Here is a 21,372-nt window from a genome sequence, read left to right on the forward strand (position 1 = left end):
ACCTTTACCACAGCAGAGGGATCATTTGTGGATTTCGCTTCGGTTATCCTGTTAACCTTTAATTTCCTGTTCATTGGGCTGACCCCGGTTTATTTTTTTCGCAAGGACGGCTCATTCAATCTGATGTGGTTCGTGACGGGGCTGCCCCTGTTTCTTTGGCCGATTTCCGTGTACGGCGTGTTCTGGGGCTACCTGGACCCGTGGCTGGGGGCACAATCGGAATGGTTCCGCTCGCTGAGCACGTTCGGGGTTTTGCTGTGCTGCAGCTCCATTGCGTTTATGGCCCTGACCCTGGGCACCCATCGTATTCCACTGTCACTCTGGCATCAGGATAACGATGCGCCCCGCTCCATCGTGACCTGGGGGGCCTATCGTTTCATCCGGCATCCGTTTTACACCTCGTTCATCGTTGCCCATCTGGGTTGTCTGCTGCTGGTGACACACTGGTTTCAACTGCTGCTGCTGGCTTATCAGGTGGTCATCCTCAACATCACCGCCGCCCGTGAAGAGCAGCGCCTGCAAGTCAGTGAGTTCGGGGAGGAGTACAAGGCGTATATGTCCCATACCGGGCGTTTCTTCCCCAAATTCCAGGCCAGTCGGATGCTGGAATCCCTGCTGGTGTGGGTGACCGAATACCGCCACCTGGTGTTGGGGATGTTGATCGCCGTTACTGTGATTTTCTCCCTGTTTCTGTTTCGCATGGGCATCAACGCCACGCCGTATTTTATTTCCGCTGACCATCCGGTGCGGGTCACCGAACAACAGATCAAAGGCCTGTTCACCAATACCGAAGAGCAGGCCTTTGTGGCGCTGGTGGATGAACAGAACGGCGTTTTCACCCGACCCAACCTGGAGTTGATCCAGTCTCTGACCCGGCAGCTGGATACGATTGTGCTGGCCGACGAGGGTCATCTGGAAACCCTGCGGGCGCTTGCCGCCGGCAGTGAACACAGCCGTGCCCTGGTGGAGCAGATCGCCGACAATGGACTGGGTGTGGAGGATTATGATGGGGTGAAGCAACTGTTGGCGTCCGGGGTGGCCGCTGAGCAGTTCTCACCCCGCCAGCTGGAAAAACTACAGGAGATCCTGGTGCAGGTGCGCCCGGTGAAACGGGTGCGCAGCCTGTTCACGGTGGAGGACATTAAAGCCGACGGCGACGATCTGCAGATCGAGCCCCTGTTGCAGGAGATTCCCGCCAACGACGCCGGCCTGGTGGAACTGAAAGAATATGTCCTGAACAATCCACTGCTCACCGGTGTCATTGTCTCGGCCGATGGCCTGGCGTCCAACCTGCAGGTGGAACTGAACATTGCGGAAGACGATGCTCCCAACATGCAGGCCATGTACGCGGCCATTGCCGAGCTGGTGGATCGGGTCAAAGCCGATCAGCCGGAACTGCAGGGCAGCCTGCATTTCAGTGGCCCCCCTATGGTGACCGCGCAGATTGCCGAAACCATCCAAATGGACAACATGAAATTCTTTCCCCTGGTAACCACGGTGATCGGTATTATTCTGTTCTTCAGTTTCCGCCGTTTTCAGGGCGTGGCGCTGCCCCTGGTGGTGTCCAGTTTATCCACCCTGTGGACCCTGGGGCTGATGGCGATTTTCGGCGTGGACATCAACATCGTCACCGCCAGCTTGCCGGTGTTTCTGATGACCATCGCGGTGGCGGATTCCATTCATTATCTCACGGATTATTACCACCAATTGGAACAGCATGATCCGCTGGAATCGGTCAAGTTATCCCTGCGCCGTCTGATGACGCCGTTGCTGATGACCAGTGTCACCACCTTCTTCGGGTTTCTGGCCCTGGCCAGCACCAACCTGATTTTTGTTCAGCAGTTTGCACTGTTTGTGGCCGCCGGGGTGATCTTTGCCTTCATCATCACCATCACGTTGCTGCCGGCCTTGTTGCCGTTGATGAAACAACCAGGCACCCAGGCCAGCAAAGCCAAGAACAGTCCCCTGCACGGCATCGACCGCCTGTTTTCCCGTATTTATCACGGCTTGAGCAAAGCGCCCCTGGTGATCATTGTGCTTACAGTCGCGCTCATTGCCGGCTGCGGATATCTGATCCGTGATCTGGCGGTGGACAACGAAAACGTGGCGTCGTTTGGTGCGGACACCCGCATCCGCATGGACGACGCGGTATTGAACCGGCACTTTGGCGGTACCGTGCCCATCAACGTATGGTTCAGCGCGGAGGACCAGCGTCGCTTTACCCAGCCTGATGTGGTGGCGGCCATGGACAAGATTGGCCAGCGCTTTATGCAGCACGACATCATTGGCTATGTGGGCAGCCCCAGCAATCTGGTGAAACGCATCCATCAGGTGCTGAACGACGTGGACTATGGTTTGCCCGAAGACATGAGTGCAGAACTGATCGCCCAGTACTACCTGCTGTATGAAAATGGCAGTGGCCAGGAAATTCGCGATACCCTGGATATGAATTATGAGAATGCCCGCATGGTGGCGCTGTCCCACACCGACCAGTCGTCGAAAATGCGCACGGTGGTGCAGGATGTAAACGCCTACGCGCAGACGGTTCTGCCGGCGGACGTCACCATGCAGGTGGCAGGTTTCGGCCAGATCATGGTGGTGAGTACCGATGAAATCGTTAACGGCCAGCTCAGCAGCCTGATGGCCGCCACCCTGCTGGTGACGGCAGTCATGATGTTCCTGTTCCGCTCATTGCTGGTGGCCGTGTTGGGGGTGGTGCCGCTGACCCTGTCCATTCTGATTAACTTTGCCACCATGGAACTGTCCGGCATTGCGGTGGACATCGGTACGGCCCTCATCGCCGGTATCGTGTTCGGGATCGGGGTGGATTACGCCATTCATTTCCTGGCGACCTTGCAACGCAATACCGCGGCCGGGCTCAGCCTGGAGCAGGCTATCCGCCAAACCGTATCCAGCGTGTCCCGCCCTATTGTGGTCAACTCTGTCAGTATGACCCTGGGCTTCTGCGTGTTGATGTCGTCCAGCTATGCGGTCACCAGCCGTCTGGGGATGTTGATTGCCATAACCATGACCCTCTGCGCGCTGCTGACACTGCTGATCCTGCCCATCCTGATCCAGTTCTTCAAGCCCAAAGCCCTGCGCTCCGGTTAAAACCGAGTTTCCGGTTATAACCGTGCTGCGGGAGCAAAAAGTCTAACCAGGTCTTATACTGGTTTGAGTGGAATTCATTTGTCGTCGCGTTTTGGCAAGCAGTGCAGGGCTGGCACGTTGATCAACATCATTTCAATCCGGGCTATGCTTTGGGCGCTGCTGGTCAGCGTCCTGACGGGGTCTGTTTGGCCTGCATTGGGCTTGGCACAAGCACAGGACCAGGCCGTTGAGTCTACCCCCATGCGCACGCTGACGGTGAGTCCGGAGCAGGGTCGCTATGTCATTCCCAGGGTGGTGGACTACTACCAGGGCAGCGCCAGCCCCCAATCCACCGACGACCCGGCACAATTGCTGGAGGCATTGCGTGGGTTGCCGTGGCGGCCCAACGGGCGGGATACTCTGGTGCCGGCGCAACACCTGCAGGATGTCTGGGTCAGGTTGCACCTGCAGAGCGGTGCGCGCTTTGTTCCCGAACTGATTCTGGTGATGTCCTATCCGTTCGTGTATCGGCTGGACATGTTCGTCTACCGGGACGGGCAGTTGGTGCAGCAGGCCGCCACCGGCACATCGATTCCTTACGCCGAACTGGAATTACAGGGCTATGCGCCGGTGGTGCCCCTGCGTATGCAGGCCAACGACGATCTGGAAATTTATTTTCGCCACCAGTCCAACACGGTCTCCATTCTCGATATGAAGCTGTTTTCCCGTGCCGCGTTTGAGGATTGGAGCGACACCTACTTTCTGGCCCAGGGATTCTATGCCGGTTGCGCCTCGCTCATGTTTCTTATGAGCATGTTCCTGTTTCTCACCCTGCGGGACCGGCTGTTCCTCTACTACTCGCTGTTCATTCTCAGTTTCCTGGCCTTGTATCTTTTCAACAACGGCATGGCCCATAAGGTCCTGCCGGCGGCGCTGCGTTTTGAGATTGCCAATCTGTCGGAGGCGGTGTCCTGTCTCACTTGCACCACCAGTTGCCTGTTCATCGCCTCGTTTTTGAAAATGAAACACTATGCCCCTGTGATCAACCGTATGTTGTTATCCATGGCGGCGTTCTCGTTCTTTTATGCGATTTACTGTTTCCTGTTCACCAACGAATGGCAGCTGAAAATCATGCTGCTGGTGGGCATCAGCAGTTACTTGTTGATATTCTATATCGGCATATACGTCTGGCGTCGGGAGCATGAGTTTGCCAACTATTTTCTGTTGGCCATGGCCTGCCTGTGCATCTCGGTGCTGTATTTTGTGGCCAGCACCCTGCTGGATATTCCAAAGCCCATTGACTCGGTGATCGTGGTGCAATTTTCCAGTCTGGGGGAATTCATCTTCCTTTCGGCGGCGCTGTCGAAACATTTGGGCGCCATCAATCTGCAGCGGGAACGGGCGGCGGCGGAAAGCAAAGCCAAAACCGACTTTCTGGCCAAGATGAGCCACGAGATTCGTACTCCCATGAATGGCGTAATCGGTGTGGCGAGCCTGCTGGACGACCATCTGAACAACGACACCGCCCGCCATTACAACCAGCTGATCAAATCTTCCGGCAATTCGCTGCTGACCATCATCAACGACATCCTGGATTTTTCAAAACTGGAAGCGGGTAAGATGGTGATTGAATCCATTCCCTGCAGTGCCCAACGCCTGTTTGGCGAAGTGCGGGATGTGTTTGAGATCGCAGCGCAGCAGAAAGGGCTTGCATTGAGTCTGCAGGTGGCGCCGTCGGCACCGGCCTATTTTTATTCCGACCCCATTCGCCTAAAACAGATCACCACCAACCTGGTGAGCAATGCCATGAAGTTTACAGACACCGGCAGCGTGCGTATTCGCATCGAGGGATTGGACGGTAACCGCTTGAGAATCCAGGTGCAGGATACCGGTGTCGGCATTGCTTTGGCGGACCAGAAAAAACTGTTCCAGGAATTCTCCCAGGCCGATGAAAGTACCACCCGGCGTTTCGGTGGCACCGGCCTCGGCTTATCCATCTGCCGCGAGCTGGCAAAGTTGATGGGCGGTGAAGTGGGTGTGCAGAGTGAAGTGGGGCAGGGTGCCACCTTTTGGGTGGTGGTAACGGTGACCCCTTGTCCCCAGGAAGATTATGAGCGTCAGCAGGGGGATCACGGGGGCATTGAATCCGACGAGCTGGAACAGGTTGCCACATTGAACATCCTGGTGGCCGAAGATAACAAAGTGAACCAGATGGTGGTGACCGGCATGCTGAAAAAACTGGGGGTGGGTTATCATTGTGTGGACAACGGTGCCGAGGCGGTGGCCTATTACCGGGATCACGCCAGCGCCATCGATATTATTTTCATGGATTGTGAAATGCCGGTGATGGACGGCTACAGTGCCGCCCGCAAGATCCAGGCCCTGACGGCGCAGCAGCGCCGGGGTCGGGTGCCCATCTGTGCCTTCACGGCCCATGTGCTGGGCGGCCAACTGGATCAGTGCCGGGCGGCGGGTATGGATCATCACCTGAGCAAACCGGTGGACTTTCAGCAGGTGCGGCGTTTTCTGGTAGGCTTCGTGCAACAGGCGCGGGCATCCTGACCGGCAGCAAACTTTCCCTTACCCGCCATCCATTATACAATCGCCGCTTTTGAGGGGACCTCACGAATGCAGAAATCAGAACTGGAAGCGGCACTGGCAGAAAAACTCAACATCACAAAAACCGCCGCACGGGATCTGTTGAACGTGATTCTGGATCAGATCACCCTGGAATTGAGCCGCGGCCAGCGCGTCAGCCTGCCCGGGTTCGGTGTGTTTGAAGTGCGCGCCTATGGCCCCCGCACCGGCCGCAACCCCCAGACCGGGGAGCCCATTGACATCCCGGCCGGGCACAACGCCCACTTCAAACCAGGCAAGGGTCTGAAAGACGCCATCTCCGGCTAGGCTGTTGAAATACTTGGGAATGCCACTATGAAGTTTTGGTTTTTGCTGCTCGTTCTGGGCTGGCGCATGCGCTGGCTCGCCAACCATAACGATGCCTTTAAAGAAAAACTGGAGAACAAGGACATTGTGCTGCAGTTTCGTACCGAGAGCGGCAAAGTGGCCCGCTACTTTGTGATCCGCGAACAGACAGTGAAACCCTGTGGCGGCCTCCACCCCAAGCCCAACATGTGCATGTCCTTCAAGGATGCCCAATACGCTTATAAGACCATCATGAACGCCAGCAAGGACAAAATGGCCTTTATGAAGGGCATGGGCACCAAGGACATCGTCGTCACCGGCGAGGCTCAGGAAATGATGTGGTTCATGAGCTTGATTAAATTCTTCCCCCCGAAAAAGAAGAAAAAGTAACCAATCTTCAACGTATTCGGTATAACTGCACTTGTTTCGTAGTCTCTTTGTGACGAAACTTAACGGTTAGCTGGCCTTTGTCCGGAGCGATTGGTAGAGTGTGCTTGACTGTTTTTTGCGCAAGTCTCCATGGGGTGATTCGGGTACTTGCCGGGCTACACTGAGTAAGGCGGCAGCAGGCTTGTTAAGACCAGCAACGCGTTAAGGTGCGCTTTTAATCAAGATACGTTTTCAACCAAGAGGAACCGGGGTGACAGATTCGCTGCGGCCGGGGCAACAGGATGCGCCCGGTCAGGCTTCCGAGCATCATCAGCACTCGCATCAGCACCAGAAAGACACGCTGACTTTCCGCATTTTCCTGGGTCTGGCCCTGGGCTTTGGCGTAGGTCTGCTGATGTATTATGTGCCGGCGCAGGGCTCGGTCACCGCGGCCTGGGTGCAGGAATATCTGATCGACGGCGTGTTTCTGGTATTCGGTAAGATCTTCATCAACCTGCTCAAGCTGATGATCGTGCCCCTGGTGCTGGTGTCCCTGATCTGCGGAGTGATTGCCTCGGAAGAAAGCAAAAGCCTGGGGCGGTTGGGCACCAAGACCTTTTTCCTGTATCTCATTACCACCGGCGTCGCCATCTCCCTGGCCCTGCTGGTGGCCCAGGTGGTGAACCCGGGCGCCGGCATCAGCCTGGACGGCGGCTATGAGCCCTATGTGGCCCAGGAGCGGCCCCCCTTCGTGCAGGTGCTGATCAACATCTTCCCGGACAACCCCATTGAGGCCATGGCCGAAGGCAATATGTTGCAGGTGATCGTGTTCGCCATCCTGGTGGGCATCGCCCTTAACCACACCGGCGCCAACGGCAAGCGCATCGGCGCCATCTTCGAAGACCTGAATGTGGTGGTGATGAAACTGGTGCAACTGATCATGCAGCTGGCACCTTATGGCGTGTTCTTCCTGGTGGGCAAGGTGTTTGCCGAGCAGGGGCTGGACCTGCTGAAAGGCCTGGGTGCCTACATGGCCTGCGTGTTGGTGGCCTTGTTCCTGCACTTCACCGGCACCTACCTCACCATTCTCACCTTCCTGGCCCGACTCAATCCGGTGATCTTTCTCAGAAAGATGCGTCCGGCTCATATGTTTGCCTTCAGCACCGCCAGCAGTGCGGCCACCATGCCCATCACTATGGGCATTGTGGAAAAGAAACTGGGTGTGAAAAACTCCGTGGCCTCCTTCACCATTCCCCTGGGCACCACCATCAATATGGACGGCACCGCCATCATGCAGGGCGTGGCCACGGTCTTTATTGCCGGAGCCTATGGCGTGGAGTTGGGGCTGGCCGAATTCCTGTCGGTGATCGCCACCGCCACCCTGGCCTCCATCGGCACCGCGGCTGTGCCCAGTGCCGGCATGATCACCCTGGCCATGGTGCTGGGGCAGGTGGGGTTGCCGGCGGAAGCCATCGGTTTGATTCTGGGTGTGGACCGGGTGCTGGACATGGTGCGTACGGCGGTGAACATCACCGGTGATGCTGTGGTGACCTGCACTGTGGCCCGCTCCGAAGGCGCATTGGATCAGAGTATTTACGATGATCCGGATGTGGTGGAGGTACAGCCCGGATGAGACCGATCGTGACCCGATTTGCGTTGCTGCTGGGCGTATTGCTGTCGTCGGTTGGCGTTGGCGCCGACCCGGCACTGCAAGCGCCCTCGCCCCAGCAGCCCTCGCCCCAGGCCTGGGAGCGCCTGATCGTGACCTCCGGGGTGGGTCAGGTGCTGGAACAGACCAACAATCTCATCGAGCAGGAGATCACCAACCTGGAGAAGGCGCCCCTGGGATTCAGCGCACAACAGCTGGAAACCATGCGCAACCAACTGCGGCAGCAACTGGGCTCTGAGCAGTTGAAACGCAATATCATCGCCCGCCTGGAAGAGGATTTTTCCAGCCAGCAGTTCGGTGAATTGCAATCCGTGTTGGCCTCCCATCAATTGCATCAGCTGCAACAGCTGCAACAGCAATTGAACGACGCCGATGTGCGGCGGGCCGTGCGTGCCTATCGCCTGAAAGTAATGGACGGTTCCCCCAACCAGCAGCGCCTGCAACTGCTGTCCTCCCTGGATCAGCAGTTACAACAGTCGGCGCTGGAAACAGAGCTGAAAGTGGAATTGCGCAAACAGCTGCTGGCCACGGTCTCCCACGTTAAAGCCAGCGAGACCTTTTCGGAAAGCATGCTGGAAAACCAGTTGCAACAATACCGTTCCACCGTGGAAGGGGAAATCAGCGAAAACGCCCTGTTTGCCTACCTGTATTTATTGAAGCGCACCCCCAGCAGCACCGTTAGGGAGCTGGTGGTGTCATTGGATCAACCGGCCTTCGATGCCTTCATGGCCCTGTGCCTGCAGAGCGTGCAGGATTCGTTTCGCGACGCCCGTGCACAGATCGAGGATGATGTGCAGTTAGCGGGGAACTGAACGGGTTCTGGTACCACTATTCAAATCTTGTTGCTGGGCTGAATGGGAATACCGGTGATAGCGAACTACACTGTCATTCATCCTTGGTAATCGCTTTTGGATTTTGACACAACAATGTGTCTGTTAACCGTAAAAAAAATGGAGAAATAAATGAGAAAAATGGTTGTGGCTGCGGTATTGAGTAGTGCAGCGAGCTTTAGTTCGGCCAATGGTTTTTATGTTGGTGCGGATTATCTGATGTTGGATACCGACTTAAAAGCGTTTGGGGAAAGCGCTGGCACTGAACCCAAAGGTCTCAGTGTAAAGTTTGGTGGGGCGTTTTCAGAGTATTTTTCCGGGGAGGCTATGCTCGGGATCGGGACACAGGATGACACTGTGAAAGATGCGGGCTTTGATTTCGAGCTCGATCTTTTAATCGGAGCATCTGTCATCGGGGCTTTACCGTTGAATGATGTGTTCAAGGTGTACGGTAAAATTGGGCTGGCCAAGATTGAGTACAGTGATAGCGACGATGATCGGGCGGACGCCAGCGGACTGCTGTATGGCGTAGGCTTTGCGGCTGATTTCAGTGAGAAATATGGGGTCAGTCTGGAGTATATCCAGTATCCGGATGGCGAGTATGACGACTATGAAATCGATGTTGAAACTGCCTCTTTGAATCTGGGCGTATACAGAAAGTTCTAATGCGTTTTTTCCTCCACCAGATCCATTTATTCAGATAAACAGGCCGTGGTGGTGCGCGGGAGCAATGACGAGTCATACGAATGTGGCAATTAATTGTTCCCGGGCACCGCTACGGTATTAGCCCGCCCCGAATCAAACCGAAACCGACCGCTGAAAGCGGGCATGGTCATAGGAATTCATATGGCGCAGCAGTTGGTCTGCGGCTTCCTGCCCTGAGGTGATGGCGCCCTCCGTGCACACCACATCCACCGCGTTGCGCACCCAGTCCCCCGCTAAAAACAGGTTGTGAAAGGGCGTGCGATTGCCCGGGCGGAATGTCTGTACACCCGGTTCGCAGTCAAACTGGCGGAGGTGCTCGGCCACATTGCGCTGCATCCTGAGCTGGAGGATGTCGGCGTCGCGAATGTTGCCAAAGCCGTTGACGGCGGAAAAGTTGTCGAGGGTGAAGTTGGTAATGTCGTCATCACTCCAGTGTTCATAGCCGCGGGTCTGGCCCGAGAACACCAGCACCGCACCCACCTCCGGATCATCCCGGTATCGGCGCCAGTAGGGTGTCATGTTGGTACAGCTCCCCAGCGGCGCCGGCAGGCCGAATACCGGGCCCTGAAACTGGCCCACGGGCTTGCGCGTGATCACGGTCATGCTGATGCTGGTGGCGCTGGGCAGATGGGCCAGGCGGTTGAAAAAACCGGATTCCCACCAGGCCTGCTGGCCGCGGTTCATGTTGCAGAACGCAGCGACCGGCAGGGCCGATAGCACGTAATCAAAATCCCGGTAGATGCGGCGGCCGGTGTCCTGCAAGGGGATGGCCCGGTGTGGCCTGGCCATGGCCAACGGATGGCCGGCGGGGTCCGTGCGCGTCACTTCCACACCGGTGATATGGTGTCCTTCGTAGTGCCAGTCAGTGGCGTTTGAGTAGGGCAGAAAGGTGCCACCCATTCTGCGCACGTAAGCGGTAATGGGATTCCATATTGTGCTGGTGGCATCCGCGGGCAGCGCAGATTGTTTGGCATTTTCCAGGCTCAGCCCGCCCATCAGGCGACAACTCTGCAACAGATGGTAGGCGCTGATCCCGCCCGGATAGTTGAAGTAGGCGTCGCGGAACAAGCGCAATATGGGCAGGTTGTGGGCCATCTGGGGCAGCATGCCCCGTTCCATGCACCAGGCGCTAAAGCTCTGCTCATCGCAGGCTTTGAGGGCATCGGTTCCGCGCAGGGTCAGCAGATAGGCTTCGCTCATGATGCGATCGAGGTTCTGGCGCTCAGTAATGCCAAGGGTGGGCAGGGTGACGCTTTGTTTGGCCACGTCAAAGGCACTGGCACCGTCGATTGTGTGCAGTTGTTTGCTGACCGGGTCCAGCATGTGCCCGGCACTGCCCATGTCCAACAGAGTGGTGTCCAGATCGATGCCGGCCCGTTTCATCAGGCCTTTCAGGTTGTGGTAAAAGCCCACCACCCGCTGCCCGCCGGGTTCGTATTCTTCTTTGCCCGGTTCGGCACCGTGCATGACGGTCAGCTCGATATTGCTGCCTGATCGCTCCAGTAAACGGGCGGCGGCACCCAGGCCAGCGGGGCCGGCACCAATCACCAGTATGCGGGGTTTAGTGTTCATGTTGCTGCCAGGCAAAGGGCGCCTGCGGGTACACAGGCGTTGTGTTGCGGTCGGCGGTGCTGTTGCGGCCATCAGTGCTGCTGCGGCCATCTGTATAGGCAGCGGCGTCGGTGGTGTACCTGGCGTGACCGTAATCCAGCAGCAGGCGCTGAATTCTGCGAATCAACAGGCTGTCGGCTATGGGCGCCAATAGTGGCAACCGTGAGGCAATGGTATGGAATGCCACCTGCGGTGCCAGATACAGTGCCGTCAGGCTGAATTTGAGGTAGTCCATGGGCTTGGATTCAATGCCCATGCGCCGGGCGATGGAAGCGCGGTCTTTGCCTGGAAACAGGCGCTCAAAATAAACCCGGGAAAAGCTGCGCTCAAAGCTGTTGTAGAGGCGGCTGCGCAAGCGCTTATCGGATGGGCGATAGGCTGCCATGGTGGCGCGGGCCAGGGCACCGCAGGTGGCATCGTCATACCCGTCCCGCAGGGTGGCGTAGTACGTGGTGATGAGGTCGAGGATGCCGGCCGGGGTGGCGGGCAGTAATTCTTGCGGCAGCCCCAGCAGGTAACTTTGGTAGCGGCACAGTTCCACGATGGCCTGCTCCCTTGCGGTGAAACGCTTGCTCCGCCGGCGCATGGCTTTGGCCGCCAGCAGCAGGGCCGGCACCATGCCCGCGGGCATCTGGTCTATTTGGGGAATGGGAATGCCATAGACGTTCACATCCCAGCGTTTGGAACGGGTCAGCAGGTTGAAACGCACCATGGAATGCATCAGCCGCACCATGGCCGCGGCCTTGAAACCCACACCATGGGGTTGCAGTGCGCCGGGCAGGCAGGCGGTGGTGAAAAAGCTGGCGGTCTCCTGCATGCGGCGGGCGGCGGACTGGCCCGCCAGGGTGCCGGTGAGGGCCATGGGCAAGCCGGAATACGCATTGGTGAAGGTGGCAATGAACAGGCTACGAATCACGAAAGGCACCTGGATGGCCATGTGAATGCGGGTGTAGCGGGCGCCTTCTTCCACCCGATCCAGGTCGAGCCAATCGGGTACGTGCGCCAACTCGTCCATAAACCGGTGCAATTCCGGTGGTGCATTCGGCACCGTGGCGATGCCCTTGTCGCAGGCGGTGATGAGCATATCCATCAGGCGCCGAAAGCCATAGCAGGGCAGCAGGGCAGCATAGGCATCAGAGACGGTATCCCCCAACATGGTGTAGGCACTGAAGCGTTCCACCCGATCCAGATCCCGCAGTATTTGGATGCGCCGATCACTTTGGCTGGCGGGCAACAGGCTTTGATCGCGGACGCTGCCGGCAAAGCGGTACGGCACGATGCTCATGTCCACATCGCCATAGAGGGATGGAATCAGTTTGCGCTGGTTCGCCACTTTCAATTGAATCGAATCGGTCAGGTCTGTCATGATCAATTGCCTGTTTTATGTGCGTGCTGTTGCCTATGATAGTGAGCGGGTTGCGGCTGGATATGGTCTAAATCGGCAAAAACGTTTCTATTCTGGCGCGCTGGGTGGCAATGTCGTCTTCAGCCAGTACCCTGTGGACACAACGGAATACAATCAAGAATGACCAAATTTCTGATTACCCTGTTGGGTGTGGCCCGCTGTCTGCGGGCGGTTGTTGTCTTCAGTGTGATGGGATTGGATTATTGGCTCTTTCCCCGCAGCCGCACGTTGGATGCCCGTAATGCCAGGCGTCTGGAGTGGCTTCTGCGTCGCAACGGTGGCACCTGGATCAAGGCCGGCCAGTTCCTCAGTGCGCGCCCCGATTTATTGAAAGCCCCCTACATCGAGCGGCTGGTTCCACTGCAATACCAGGTGGAGCCGGAGCGGGATGCCCATGTTTACTCCGTGTTGAAACGTGTGTACGGCGATGCCTGGTATGCACGTTTCGAAGAGTTTCATCACACACCGGTGGCCGGTGCGTCCATTGCCGTGGTGTATCGCGCCCGTTTATTGGATGGGCGGGAAGTGGCACTGAAAATCAAGCGCAAACACATTGATCACCTGTTCGCAGTGGATCTGGCGTTTTATCGTCTGATCGCCCGGGTGGCTTCCCGGTTGTCCGGCAAGTTTGATCTGGTGGGGGCGGTGGATGCGTTCCTGCGTTCCCTGTCCCGCGAGCTGGACTTTGTGCAGGAGGCGCAGAACGTAAAAACCTTCGGTGCCTTGCCGCACCTGCCGGGGGTGCGCATCCCGGCGCTGATTGAGGAATGCTGCAACGATCAGGTGGTGGCGCTGGAGTGGATGGAGGCGATGCCCATAGTGAGCTATCTGGAGTCGGCCTCGGCGTCGGAACAGGAGCGGCTGATCACCCTGTTGCAGAACAGTTATATCCAGCAGATTGTGCGCTTTGGTCTGATGCAGGGTGACCCCCACCCGGGTAACTTTATGGTGACCGCGGCCGGGGAACTGGTGTTGCTGGATTTTGGTTTGCTGGCACCGTTAACGGATGCGGAACGGGTCAGTTATGTGAACATCATGCTGGCCATCATTGAGGGTGACGTGGCGGCATTTGCCCGGGCGCTGGAGCGGGCCGGTGTCACCAATCTGCCGGTCAGTGCTTTCTCGGGCAAGCTGGTGAATGTGCTGGCCTCGGTGAGCATGTCCGGAGCGTTTCAGTTGTCCAATGACGAGCTGGAAGCCTTGCTCCTGGATTTGTATCGAATGTTGAACCAGCATGCGGTGTACATACCGGATCACTTTTTATTGACCGGGCGGGTGCTGATCGCGCTGACCGGCCTGATTCGTCGCTACGGCTGCGCCCCGCAGCCCATTCAGATCAAGCAAATATTGTTCGATGTCTAGGCCGAGCGGCTGGTGGCTTACTTTGTGATTTTGAGTAACGGTCAGTACTGTTTTGGTGAGATGATACAGTTCGATTAAATTGTCTCGTTTTTTTAAATTATTGTTTTTAAAGTATTTAAAAAATACATGATCGTTCAAGAGATGGTTTGAGTACTGGTGAGTTTAGTTATGGCTTGACTGTTTTTTGATTCATCCCCTATAGTGGCGGTCGCTAAGCGGGCGGTTTTACCCAATGGCCTAAGCGGCACATCCGCCCACCGACAATAAGAAAAAGCGAATCATCCGTCGCGAGCGGATGCAGTGATTTCGCAGGAGGGGAAGTTCCAATGTACAAGGTCGCAATTGTCCTCATTCCCGAAGCCTTTCCCCATTCGGTGATCGAACCGTTTGATCTTCTGAGCCGCAGTCAACGGCTCTATCAATATCGTACAGGTCAACGTTCAGGGCCGGATGTGGCGGTGAGCATCGTGGCGGAAGACAAGAATCAATTACCGGAATTCAATGGTGTTCGCATTGCCGCATCGGAGGATGTGCACAGCCGCGAGACATTTGATCTGATCTGGATACCATCGCTGATGTTGGATAATGGTCTGAGCTATCGCAAGCGCAAGGCCATGATGAGCTGGATTCGGCAACAGGTCAGTGCCGGGGCCCAGGTGGCCACCGTCTGCACCGGGGCGTTTTTGCTGGCGGAAACCGGCCTGTTGAATTTCAAGGTGACCACGGTGCACTGGTCATTTGTGGAGATGCTGTCAGAGCGGTATCCCTTGATCACGGTGAATCCGCAGGTGCCCGTGTATGCGGATGACGGTTTTTACAGTGCGGCGGCGGACGAGGAATGGCTGGCCCTGGCGCGGGAAGTCTTGCAGGCGCAATTCGGTAAGGAAGTCTCAAAAAAAACCGCAGAGCTGTTCAGCTTCAATGCCGTGGCGCAGTCCGCGGTGCCCAGGGCGGAGCAGCTCGGTGCGCGGCAATCGGCCCACGATGCGGTGGCGGAGAAAACCAAAACCTGGCTCACCGCCCACATCGCCGAAAACAATCTGATTGTGCGGGCAGCCAAGGAATTGGGATTAAGTGAAAGCTCGCTGGCGCGGCGTTTCAAAACCGCCCACCGGGTGTCGTTGATCGGATTTATCCAGGATGTGCGCATCGAACGGGCCAAGGATGCCCTGGAGCTGACCAGTATGCCCATCGAGCGCATCAGTGATCTGGTAGGGTATCGCGACAGCAGTTATTTCCGCCGCCTGTTCAAGATCAAAACCGGCATGACGCCGAAGGAATACCGTAAACACTACAGCGCTTGAGTATGCTGCGCGGGGATCAGCAGCGGTATTCCTGGAACAGGAATTTGAAATAAAACTCCACGCTGTCCACCAGCGATCCCTTGTCGCCCAGCACCCAGGAATAGGTGGCGCCGATGCAAATGTCGGAAACAATTTTCAGCAGGTCGGAGGAGCGGGTTTCGGGAATACTGCCGTCTTTGCTCAGGCTCTTGAACAGCCCTTCCGCCACCGTGGAATTGGAATGCATGATGGCGTGATGAATTTTCTGAATCTCCGGCATGCATTCGCCGGCGTCTTTAATCAGCACGTGAACGAAGGATTTGTTCTGCTCCAGGTGGCGGGCCACATCGATGGCGGCGGCTTTCAGTCGTTCCAGGGGTGTTTCGGAACCGGTCAACAGGCGCAGGATTACCATGTCGCGAATGAACTGAAAATTTTCCTCCACCACTTTAAGCAGAATTTCATCTTTGCTGGCGAAGTGTTTGTAGATGGTGGCCTTGCTGACGCTGGCCGCGTTGGCGATATCCGAGACTTCGGTATTGCGAAACGAGCTGGCCGCAAACAGGTTTTGCGCTGCGCACAGTATTTGGGTTTTGCGATCGGTCAGTGCCTTGCCGAGCCAGGTATCATTGCTTGTCACGTAGTGCGCTCATCCAACATAAATCCGGAACCGGTGATTCGGTAGAGTCGATTCCCGGGCTGAAAGTGTACTACAGATCGGGGACGATGAGGCATTTAGGCGGCAAATAAGCGGGTTTTTCGGTGCAATGCGGTGCTGGGGCCACACCTGGGTACCTGGGGAATCTGGAAAAGAAGCCCAGAGAGGGGCTCTGGGCATAAAGCACTAAAAGGGCTAACTTTCATCACGAATCAACACGAAAAATTCCGTTCCTTCTCGCTTTGCCTGCACGGTCTTCGACCTGCATTCACTTCACTTTTCGCTGCTCGTGAAAGGCTAGATTAACCCGCTCTGGTGCCAGGCAGTAAGGTCTGAATCCTGCAATTTCAGGCCGTTTTGATTGCCATTGCCCGGTCTTTGCATCTGGGCTTTGCCCAGTGCGTCAACCCTCCAGGTTTTTTGCCATCTGGCGCAGTTCATCCTTCATCGCCACCACATGATTGATGACGTGCAGCGCATCCTCCTGCGCCAGCCCCAGCTCTTCAAAGATGCGTTCGTTGATGGGGTGCACCGGGCCCTGGATCAGACCCACACCCCGCAGCAACTGGTTGGTGAGGTACAGCAGGCGGGCATACAGATTGTAATCCCCCTGATAGCCGGGATAGTTCTGCCAGCGCAAGGCGTGAATCACTTCTTCGGGCATGCTCCAGCAATCCATCAGCTGGCTGGCCAGGGTTTCCCGGTCAATGCCCAGTACGTGTTGTTCGAGCAGGTGCGGGTCCACATGGGTGTTGGCTTCGATGCTGCGGCAGATCACTTTGAAGTACGGGGGAAAGATGTGCGCCAGCACCAGATAACCGTAGTTGGAAAGCAGACCACTGAGATAGGCCAGCCCCATGGACGGGCGCCGCTCTGACGGCATGGCTTTTACCAGGCCTTCCATGGTCACCGCGCAATACACGGACTGATCCCAGAACGGAGTTACCCCATGGGGACCGCCCTTGGGCAGTTCCAGGGTGCGGCCCAGGGCCAGGCCCAGCGCCAGGTTGATCACCAGATCAAAACCCAGCACCCGCACCACCGCATCGTGCACCGAGCGAATGGCACCGGGCGCAGCATAATAGGGGGAACTGGCCCAGCTCACCACCTGGGCTGCCAGGCTCGGGTCTTTCTCCACCAGTTCCGCCAGTTCGCCGACACCGGCATCGGGATCAATGCGCAACTGAATGATCTGCTCCGCGGTCTCCGGTAAGGGCGGCATCTCCAGAGTTTCTTCCAGGCGCCGCTTGATGCGCAGCTGGGTGAACTGGTTCACCGAGTGTTCGGTGGCCCTGCGGTCGTCGCTGTTGGGGGAAAACTCATCCAGCGCCACACAGAAATCCGCCTGTCTGCCGTTGGCCACCAGCTTGGCGAACTCACTTTGCGGCAGTTTCAGGAAGTGGCCGCTGTTGCCCATTTCCAGATACAGGTCACCGGCGTGTTTCAGGCGTTTTTCCACCACCAGGGGCAGGCTGTCGTTGAGCGGAAAGTCCGGCAGATGTTCCAGGCCCTGGGAACGGGCCATCTGCTCGTATTCCTGGGGGGGAATGGCTTCCAGATTGCGGCCCTGCTGCTCACAGAGGCGGCTCAGGTCCAACAGGCTGTCGGCCGGAATCAGGGCCTGCAGGTGGCCTATGGAATCTTTCAGGATCACCAGCTTCACCACCTGGCTTTGGGTGAGCTGATCCCCGCGACACAGTTGGTGCAGCGGCGCGATTTCCGCTTCTTCGATGATCTGGTAGTGGATCCCTTGGGAGTCAAGCCGCTCGCTGACGGTTGGGGGAATGGGCATGTTACTCACCTCACAATCTGCCATGCCCTTAAGCATAGTAGCGCACTGAAATGCTGCCACAGTGGCTCTTCAGGTGGGCTGGAGAATGTCAGGCTATGTGATTGATTTCCCCTCATCAGAGTGCGGTGTTGGGCATTCCAGCAGGAAAAAAATCGTGTTCTTGGCCTCTTTCTGCTTGAGGGTGCGCCAATGCTCCGGCAGGCGACTGGGCCGGAACTCCGCTTCCGCCTCCAGGTAAATCCTGGTGGTGGGCTGAATGAAGCCCCGGTACTCCAGCAGATATAGACAGGGTTGCAGCAGATCCCGGTGGAATGGGGGGTCCAGAAAGATCAGGTCGTAGGGTTGCGGGGTTGCCTGCGACTGCTGCTTGAGCCAGGCCTCCGCCGGCCGGTGGTGCACCGCCGCCTGCTGGCAACCCAGGGTTTTCAGGTGCTGGCGGATGGACTGGGCGGCCTGGGGGCTGGCATCCACAAAGTCCACGTGGCGGGCACCGCGGGAGAGGGCCTCCAGGCCCAGGGCGCCGCTGCCGGCGAACAGGTCCAGGCAACGGGCCCCTTCCACATCGAACATCAGCCAGTTGAACAGGGTTTCCCGGTAGCGGTCCAGGGTCGGGCGCAGGCCTTCCTCGGCGGTGAAGCTGAGGCGCCGCCCCCGCCACTGGCCGCCAATGATACGCAGTTCGCTTTTGCCCGCCGCAGCGCGCTTACTCACCGGCTGCTGCCTGCTGCCCGGCGGTGACCGTGAACAGGGCCTTGGGCTGCACGACCCGCTGGAAGGCCCGGCGGATAGCCTTGGCGTCCACCTGTTCGATGTTGTGGATGTAGGTGTCCAGGTAATTCAGCGGCAACTGATAAAAGCCGATCATGCCCAGATAGTCCACGATGTTGCTGTTGCTGGCGGTCTGCAGGGGGAAGCTGCCCAGAATGTGGCGTTTGGCCGCTTCCAGCTCCTCTTCGGTGGGGCCGTTTTCCACAAAGTCCTGCAGCGTCTGGTTAAGCAGGGTCAGGGCCTGTTGGGTCTGGTCGTTGCGGGTCTGCAGATTGATCAGGAACGGGCCTTCACTGGCCATGGGAATAAAGTGGCTGTACACGCTGTAGGCCAGCCCGTTGTCCTGGCGGATGATCTGGGTGAGGCGGGAGCTGAAGCCACCGGCCCCCAGGATTTCGTTGCCGACGCTGAGGGCGAACCAGTCCGGGTCACCCCGTTTCACCCCGATGCCGCCCACCATGATGTGGGTCTGGCTGGAGGGGAATTCCAGGTGCTCCTCACGGGCTTCCGCCAATGGCTGGGCGGAAGCCAGCGTCGGTGCGGCGCGCCCTTTGGGCAATTGGCTGTCCAGTTGCAGGGCAATCAGTTCTGCCTGGGTGCGGTCGATGTCGCCGATCATGGCGATCACCATATTGGCTGCCACGTAATACTGCTCGTGGAAGCGGCGCAGGTCATCCGCTGTGATCCGGGTGAGGCTGTCCTCGGTGCCGTTGGGGGGAATGCCATAGGGCAGGTCCGGGTACAGGCCCTGGAAAAACGCTTTCTGGGCCAGGGCGCCGGGGCTCTGCTTTTCCTGTTGCAACCCCAGCAGCATCTGTTGGCGCAAGCGCTCCAGGCTGGAGACGGGGAAGGTGGGTTGGGCCACCACATCATAGAACAGGGTCAGGGCCGGGTCACGGTACTGGGCGTCGGACAGGGTGCGCAGGCTGACGATGGCCATGTCCCGATAGGAGTCGGTGTCGATGTTGGCCCCCAGGCCTTCAAAATGCCGGGCGATGGCGTCCACGTCGGCAATGCCCGCCCCTTCGGTGAGCATGGCGCTGGTGAGCTGGGCCAGGCCGGGCAACGCCCCATCCCGGGCGGCACCGGCGTCAAATACCACCCGCACATCCAGCATGGGAATTTCCCGTGCCCGCACAAACAGCACTTTGGCGCCGTTGGGGGTGTTCCAGGATTCGATGCGCACCTTGTAGGGCTTGGCCTCGGCCTGTTCAATCAGTTCCAGGGAGGTGAGTTTGGAGCCATCCGCCCGTTGCTTGAGCGGAGTGCTCTGAACCGGCGTCACAATGGGGCCAGGCTCCTCGCGGTCACCGGGTTTGATGCTGCCGGGCAGGTTGTACAGCACCACGATAAACAGGCTCACCACCAGGATCATGATGCTGAGGGTCTTGCGACTGATCTTGCTCTGTTCGGACATGAAAAACGATCCTTGGGCGATTACAGGGGTTGCGGGTTGAGCACGGCAACGGTCTTATTGTTGTCCACCAGGTATTTGCGGGCGACGGCCTGCACCTGTTCCGGCGTGATGGCGGAGAGTTTTTCCACCATGGCATCCGCTTCCTGCCAGCTGCGGCCGATGGCCTCCATGCGGCCGATCTGGTTGGCCTGGCTGGAGATGGAATCCTGCTGGTAGATGATGCCGGAAATGATCTGGGCCTTGACCCGCTCCAGTTCCTCCGGGTCCGCCAGTTCGGTCTGCAGTGTTTCGATCTGGTCGTTAAAGGCCAGTTCCAGCTGTTCGATGGAATAGCCTTCCGCCGGGACGCCGCTGAAATAGAACAGGGTGTCCCCCAGGGAGAAACCGCCGTAACCGGCCCCGGCGCTGGCCGCGATGCCCTGGTTGCGCACCATGTGGGTTTCGATGCGGGCGCTGTAGCCGCCGTCCAAAACGCCTGCCAGCATGCGCAGGGCATAGACATCGGTTTCGTCTGCTGCGGTGTTGATGCCGGGCACGTTGTAGCCCACATACAGCGTGGGAATCTTGGCGGGAATGGCGACCTCGATGCGGCGTTCCCCGTTGCCGGGCACTTCCCGGTTGAGGGGGCGCTTGGGCAATTCTCCCCGCGGAATGGGGCCGAAGTAGCGGGCCGCCAGTTCAAACACCTCCGGTGCCTTCACGTCACCCACCACCACCAGGATGGCGTTGTTGGGCATGTACCATTTTTTGTACCAGTTACGGGCGTCCTGGGCGGTCATGTTGTCCAGGTCATGCATCCAGCCGATCACCGGATTGTGGTAGCCGGAGGACAGGTAGGCCGCCGCCATGAAGCGCTCATAGGCCACCGAATTGGGCTTGTCATCGGTGCGCAGGCGACGCTCCTCCTTCACCACTTCGATCTCTTTGCTGAACGCCGAGTCCGGCATGATGGCGTTCTGCATGCGGTCGGCCTCCAGCTCGATGGAGAGGGGCAGGTTGGTGGCGCTCATCAGCTGGTAGTAACCGGTGTAATCGTAGGAGGTGAAGGCGTTCTCGCTGCCGCCATAGCGGGCGATCAGTTTGGAAAACTCACCGTCGGGAACCTTGTCGGTGCCTTTGAACATCAGGTGTTCCAGCACGTGGGATACCCCGGTCACGCCGGCGTGTTCATAACTGGAGCCCACCCGGTACCACACCTGGGACACCATCACCGGTGCCCGGTGGTCTTCCCGCACGATGATCTTCATGCCGTTGTCCAGGGTGTGGGTGAAGGTGCGCTCGGCGGCGGAGGGGCGGGCCGCGCTGTCGTTGGCGGCCCAGGCGGAGTTCACTGCCGGCGCCAGGCAGAGCGCCAGGCCCAGGGGCAGTAGGTATCGAGATGCAACGTTTGCCATGATGTCCAATTTCATTCGGTAATGGATGCTTGGGGTTATGGTAACGGATTAAGACCTTGATCGGGCACAGAAATTCCCTGGCCAAAACACTGAATAT

At 57.9% G+C, this 21,372-nt stretch carries 16 protein-coding genes; 9 read left to right on the plus strand and 7 right to left on the minus strand.

The window, feature by feature from the left end; translation table 11 throughout:
- The first annotated feature begins 27 nt into the window (after positions 1-27).
- From D9N14_RS15440 to D9N14_RS15470, 7 genes are all read left to right on the plus strand, one after another.
- A complete protein-coding gene (locus D9N14_RS15440) occupies positions 28-3,111 on the plus strand; it encodes an MMPL family transporter (protein WP_290581285.1) in 3,084 nt (1,027 codons plus the stop codon).
- A 201-nt stretch (positions 3,112-3,312) separates the two neighbouring features.
- Positions 3,313-5,652, plus strand: coding sequence for a hybrid sensor histidine kinase/response regulator (locus D9N14_RS15445; protein ID WP_290581287.1), 2,340 nt, complete (start codon positions 3,313-3,315; stop codon positions 5,650-5,652).
- Positions 5,653-5,718: 66 nt separating this feature from the next.
- Complete coding sequence (locus tag D9N14_RS15450) at positions 5,719-5,994, plus strand: HU family DNA-binding protein (RefSeq protein WP_290581289.1); 276 nt, start codon at positions 5,719-5,721, stop codon at positions 5,992-5,994.
- 27 nt (positions 5,995-6,021) lie between these two features.
- The gene (locus D9N14_RS15455; protein ID WP_290581291.1) at positions 6,022-6,402 is read left to right on the plus strand and encodes a hypothetical protein; all 381 of its coding nucleotides are present in this window, start codon (positions 6,022-6,024) and stop codon (positions 6,400-6,402) included.
- Positions 6,403-6,652: 250 nt separating this feature from the next.
- Positions 6,653-8,014 carry a dicarboxylate/amino acid:cation symporter gene (locus D9N14_RS15460; RefSeq protein ID WP_290581293.1) on the plus strand — a complete coding sequence of 454 codons (1,362 nt, stop codon included), beginning with the start codon at positions 6,653-6,655 and terminating at the stop codon, positions 8,012-8,014.
- Positions 8,011-8,862, plus strand: a complete 852-nt coding sequence (locus D9N14_RS15465) for a hypothetical protein (protein WP_290581295.1) — start codon at positions 8,011-8,013, stop codon at positions 8,860-8,862. Before D9N14_RS15460 ends, D9N14_RS15465 begins: the two co-directional genes overlap by 4 nt.
- Positions 8,863-9,012: 150 nt before the next feature.
- Positions 9,013-9,546: an outer membrane beta-barrel protein gene (locus D9N14_RS15470; protein WP_290581297.1), complete on the plus strand. Its 534-nt coding sequence runs from the start codon at positions 9,013-9,015 to the stop codon at positions 9,544-9,546.
- 132 nt (positions 9,547-9,678) lie between these two features.
- Here the strand turns inward: D9N14_RS15470 and D9N14_RS15475 are convergent, their stop codons facing one another.
- Together D9N14_RS15475 and D9N14_RS15480 are read right to left on the minus strand one after the other, a co-directional pair.
- Positions 9,679-11,157, minus strand: coding sequence for an FAD-dependent oxidoreductase (locus tag D9N14_RS15475; protein ID WP_290581299.1), 1,479 nt, complete (start codon positions 11,155-11,157; stop codon positions 9,679-9,681).
- Entirely contained in the window at positions 11,147-12,562 is a 1,416-nt protein-coding gene (locus tag D9N14_RS15480) for an oxygenase MpaB family protein (protein WP_290581301.1), read from the minus strand. The genes D9N14_RS15475 and D9N14_RS15480 overlap by 11 nt, the downstream gene beginning before the upstream one ends.
- A 159-nt stretch (positions 12,563-12,721) precedes the next feature.
- Between D9N14_RS15480 and D9N14_RS15485 the strand changes: the two genes are divergently transcribed.
- Both D9N14_RS15485 and D9N14_RS15490 read left to right on the plus strand, forming a co-directional pair.
- Positions 12,722-13,963 carry an ABC1 kinase family protein gene (locus D9N14_RS15485; protein ID WP_290581303.1) on the plus strand — a complete coding sequence of 414 codons (1,242 nt, stop codon included), beginning with the start codon at positions 12,722-12,724 and terminating at the stop codon, positions 13,961-13,963.
- Between the two features lie 326 nt (positions 13,964-14,289).
- Positions 14,290-15,267: a GlxA family transcriptional regulator gene (locus D9N14_RS15490; protein ID WP_290581305.1), complete on the plus strand. Its 978-nt coding sequence runs from the start codon at positions 14,290-14,292 to the stop codon at positions 15,265-15,267.
- Between the two features lie 16 nt (positions 15,268-15,283).
- On the opposite strand, the gene D9N14_RS15495 is transcribed toward D9N14_RS15490, so the two are convergent.
- From D9N14_RS15495 to D9N14_RS15515, 5 genes are all read right to left on the minus strand, one after another.
- Positions 15,284-15,886 (minus strand): TetR/AcrR family transcriptional regulator, encoded by a 603-nt coding sequence (locus D9N14_RS15495; protein WP_290581307.1) that lies wholly within the window; start codon positions 15,884-15,886, stop codon positions 15,284-15,286.
- Between the two features lie 421 nt (positions 15,887-16,307).
- Positions 16,308-17,696 carry an aminoacyl-tRNA deacylase and HDOD domain-containing protein gene (locus tag D9N14_RS15500; RefSeq protein ID WP_290581309.1) on the minus strand — a complete coding sequence of 463 codons (1,389 nt, stop codon included), beginning with the start codon at positions 17,694-17,696 and terminating at the stop codon, positions 16,308-16,310.
- Positions 17,697-17,789: 93 nt separating this feature from the next.
- Positions 17,790-18,407, minus strand: coding sequence for a 16S rRNA (guanine(966)-N(2))-methyltransferase RsmD (gene rsmD / locus D9N14_RS15505; protein WP_290581311.1), 618 nt, complete (start codon positions 18,405-18,407; stop codon positions 17,790-17,792).
- Positions 18,400-19,881, minus strand: a complete 1,482-nt coding sequence (locus D9N14_RS15510; protein WP_290581313.1) for a M16 family metallopeptidase — start codon at positions 19,879-19,881, stop codon at positions 18,400-18,402. Before D9N14_RS15510 ends, rsmD begins: the two co-directional genes overlap by 8 nt.
- 20 nt (positions 19,882-19,901) lie before the next feature.
- Entirely contained in the window at positions 19,902-21,275 is a 1,374-nt protein-coding gene (locus D9N14_RS15515) for a M16 family metallopeptidase (protein WP_290581315.1), read from the minus strand.
- Positions 21,276-21,372 lie beyond the last annotated feature (97 nt).

The sequence above is a fragment of the Ketobacter sp. genome (assembly GCF_003671495.1).
In the GTDB taxonomy this organism is placed as follows: Bacteria; Pseudomonadota; Gammaproteobacteria; order Pseudomonadales; family Ketobacteraceae; genus Ketobacter.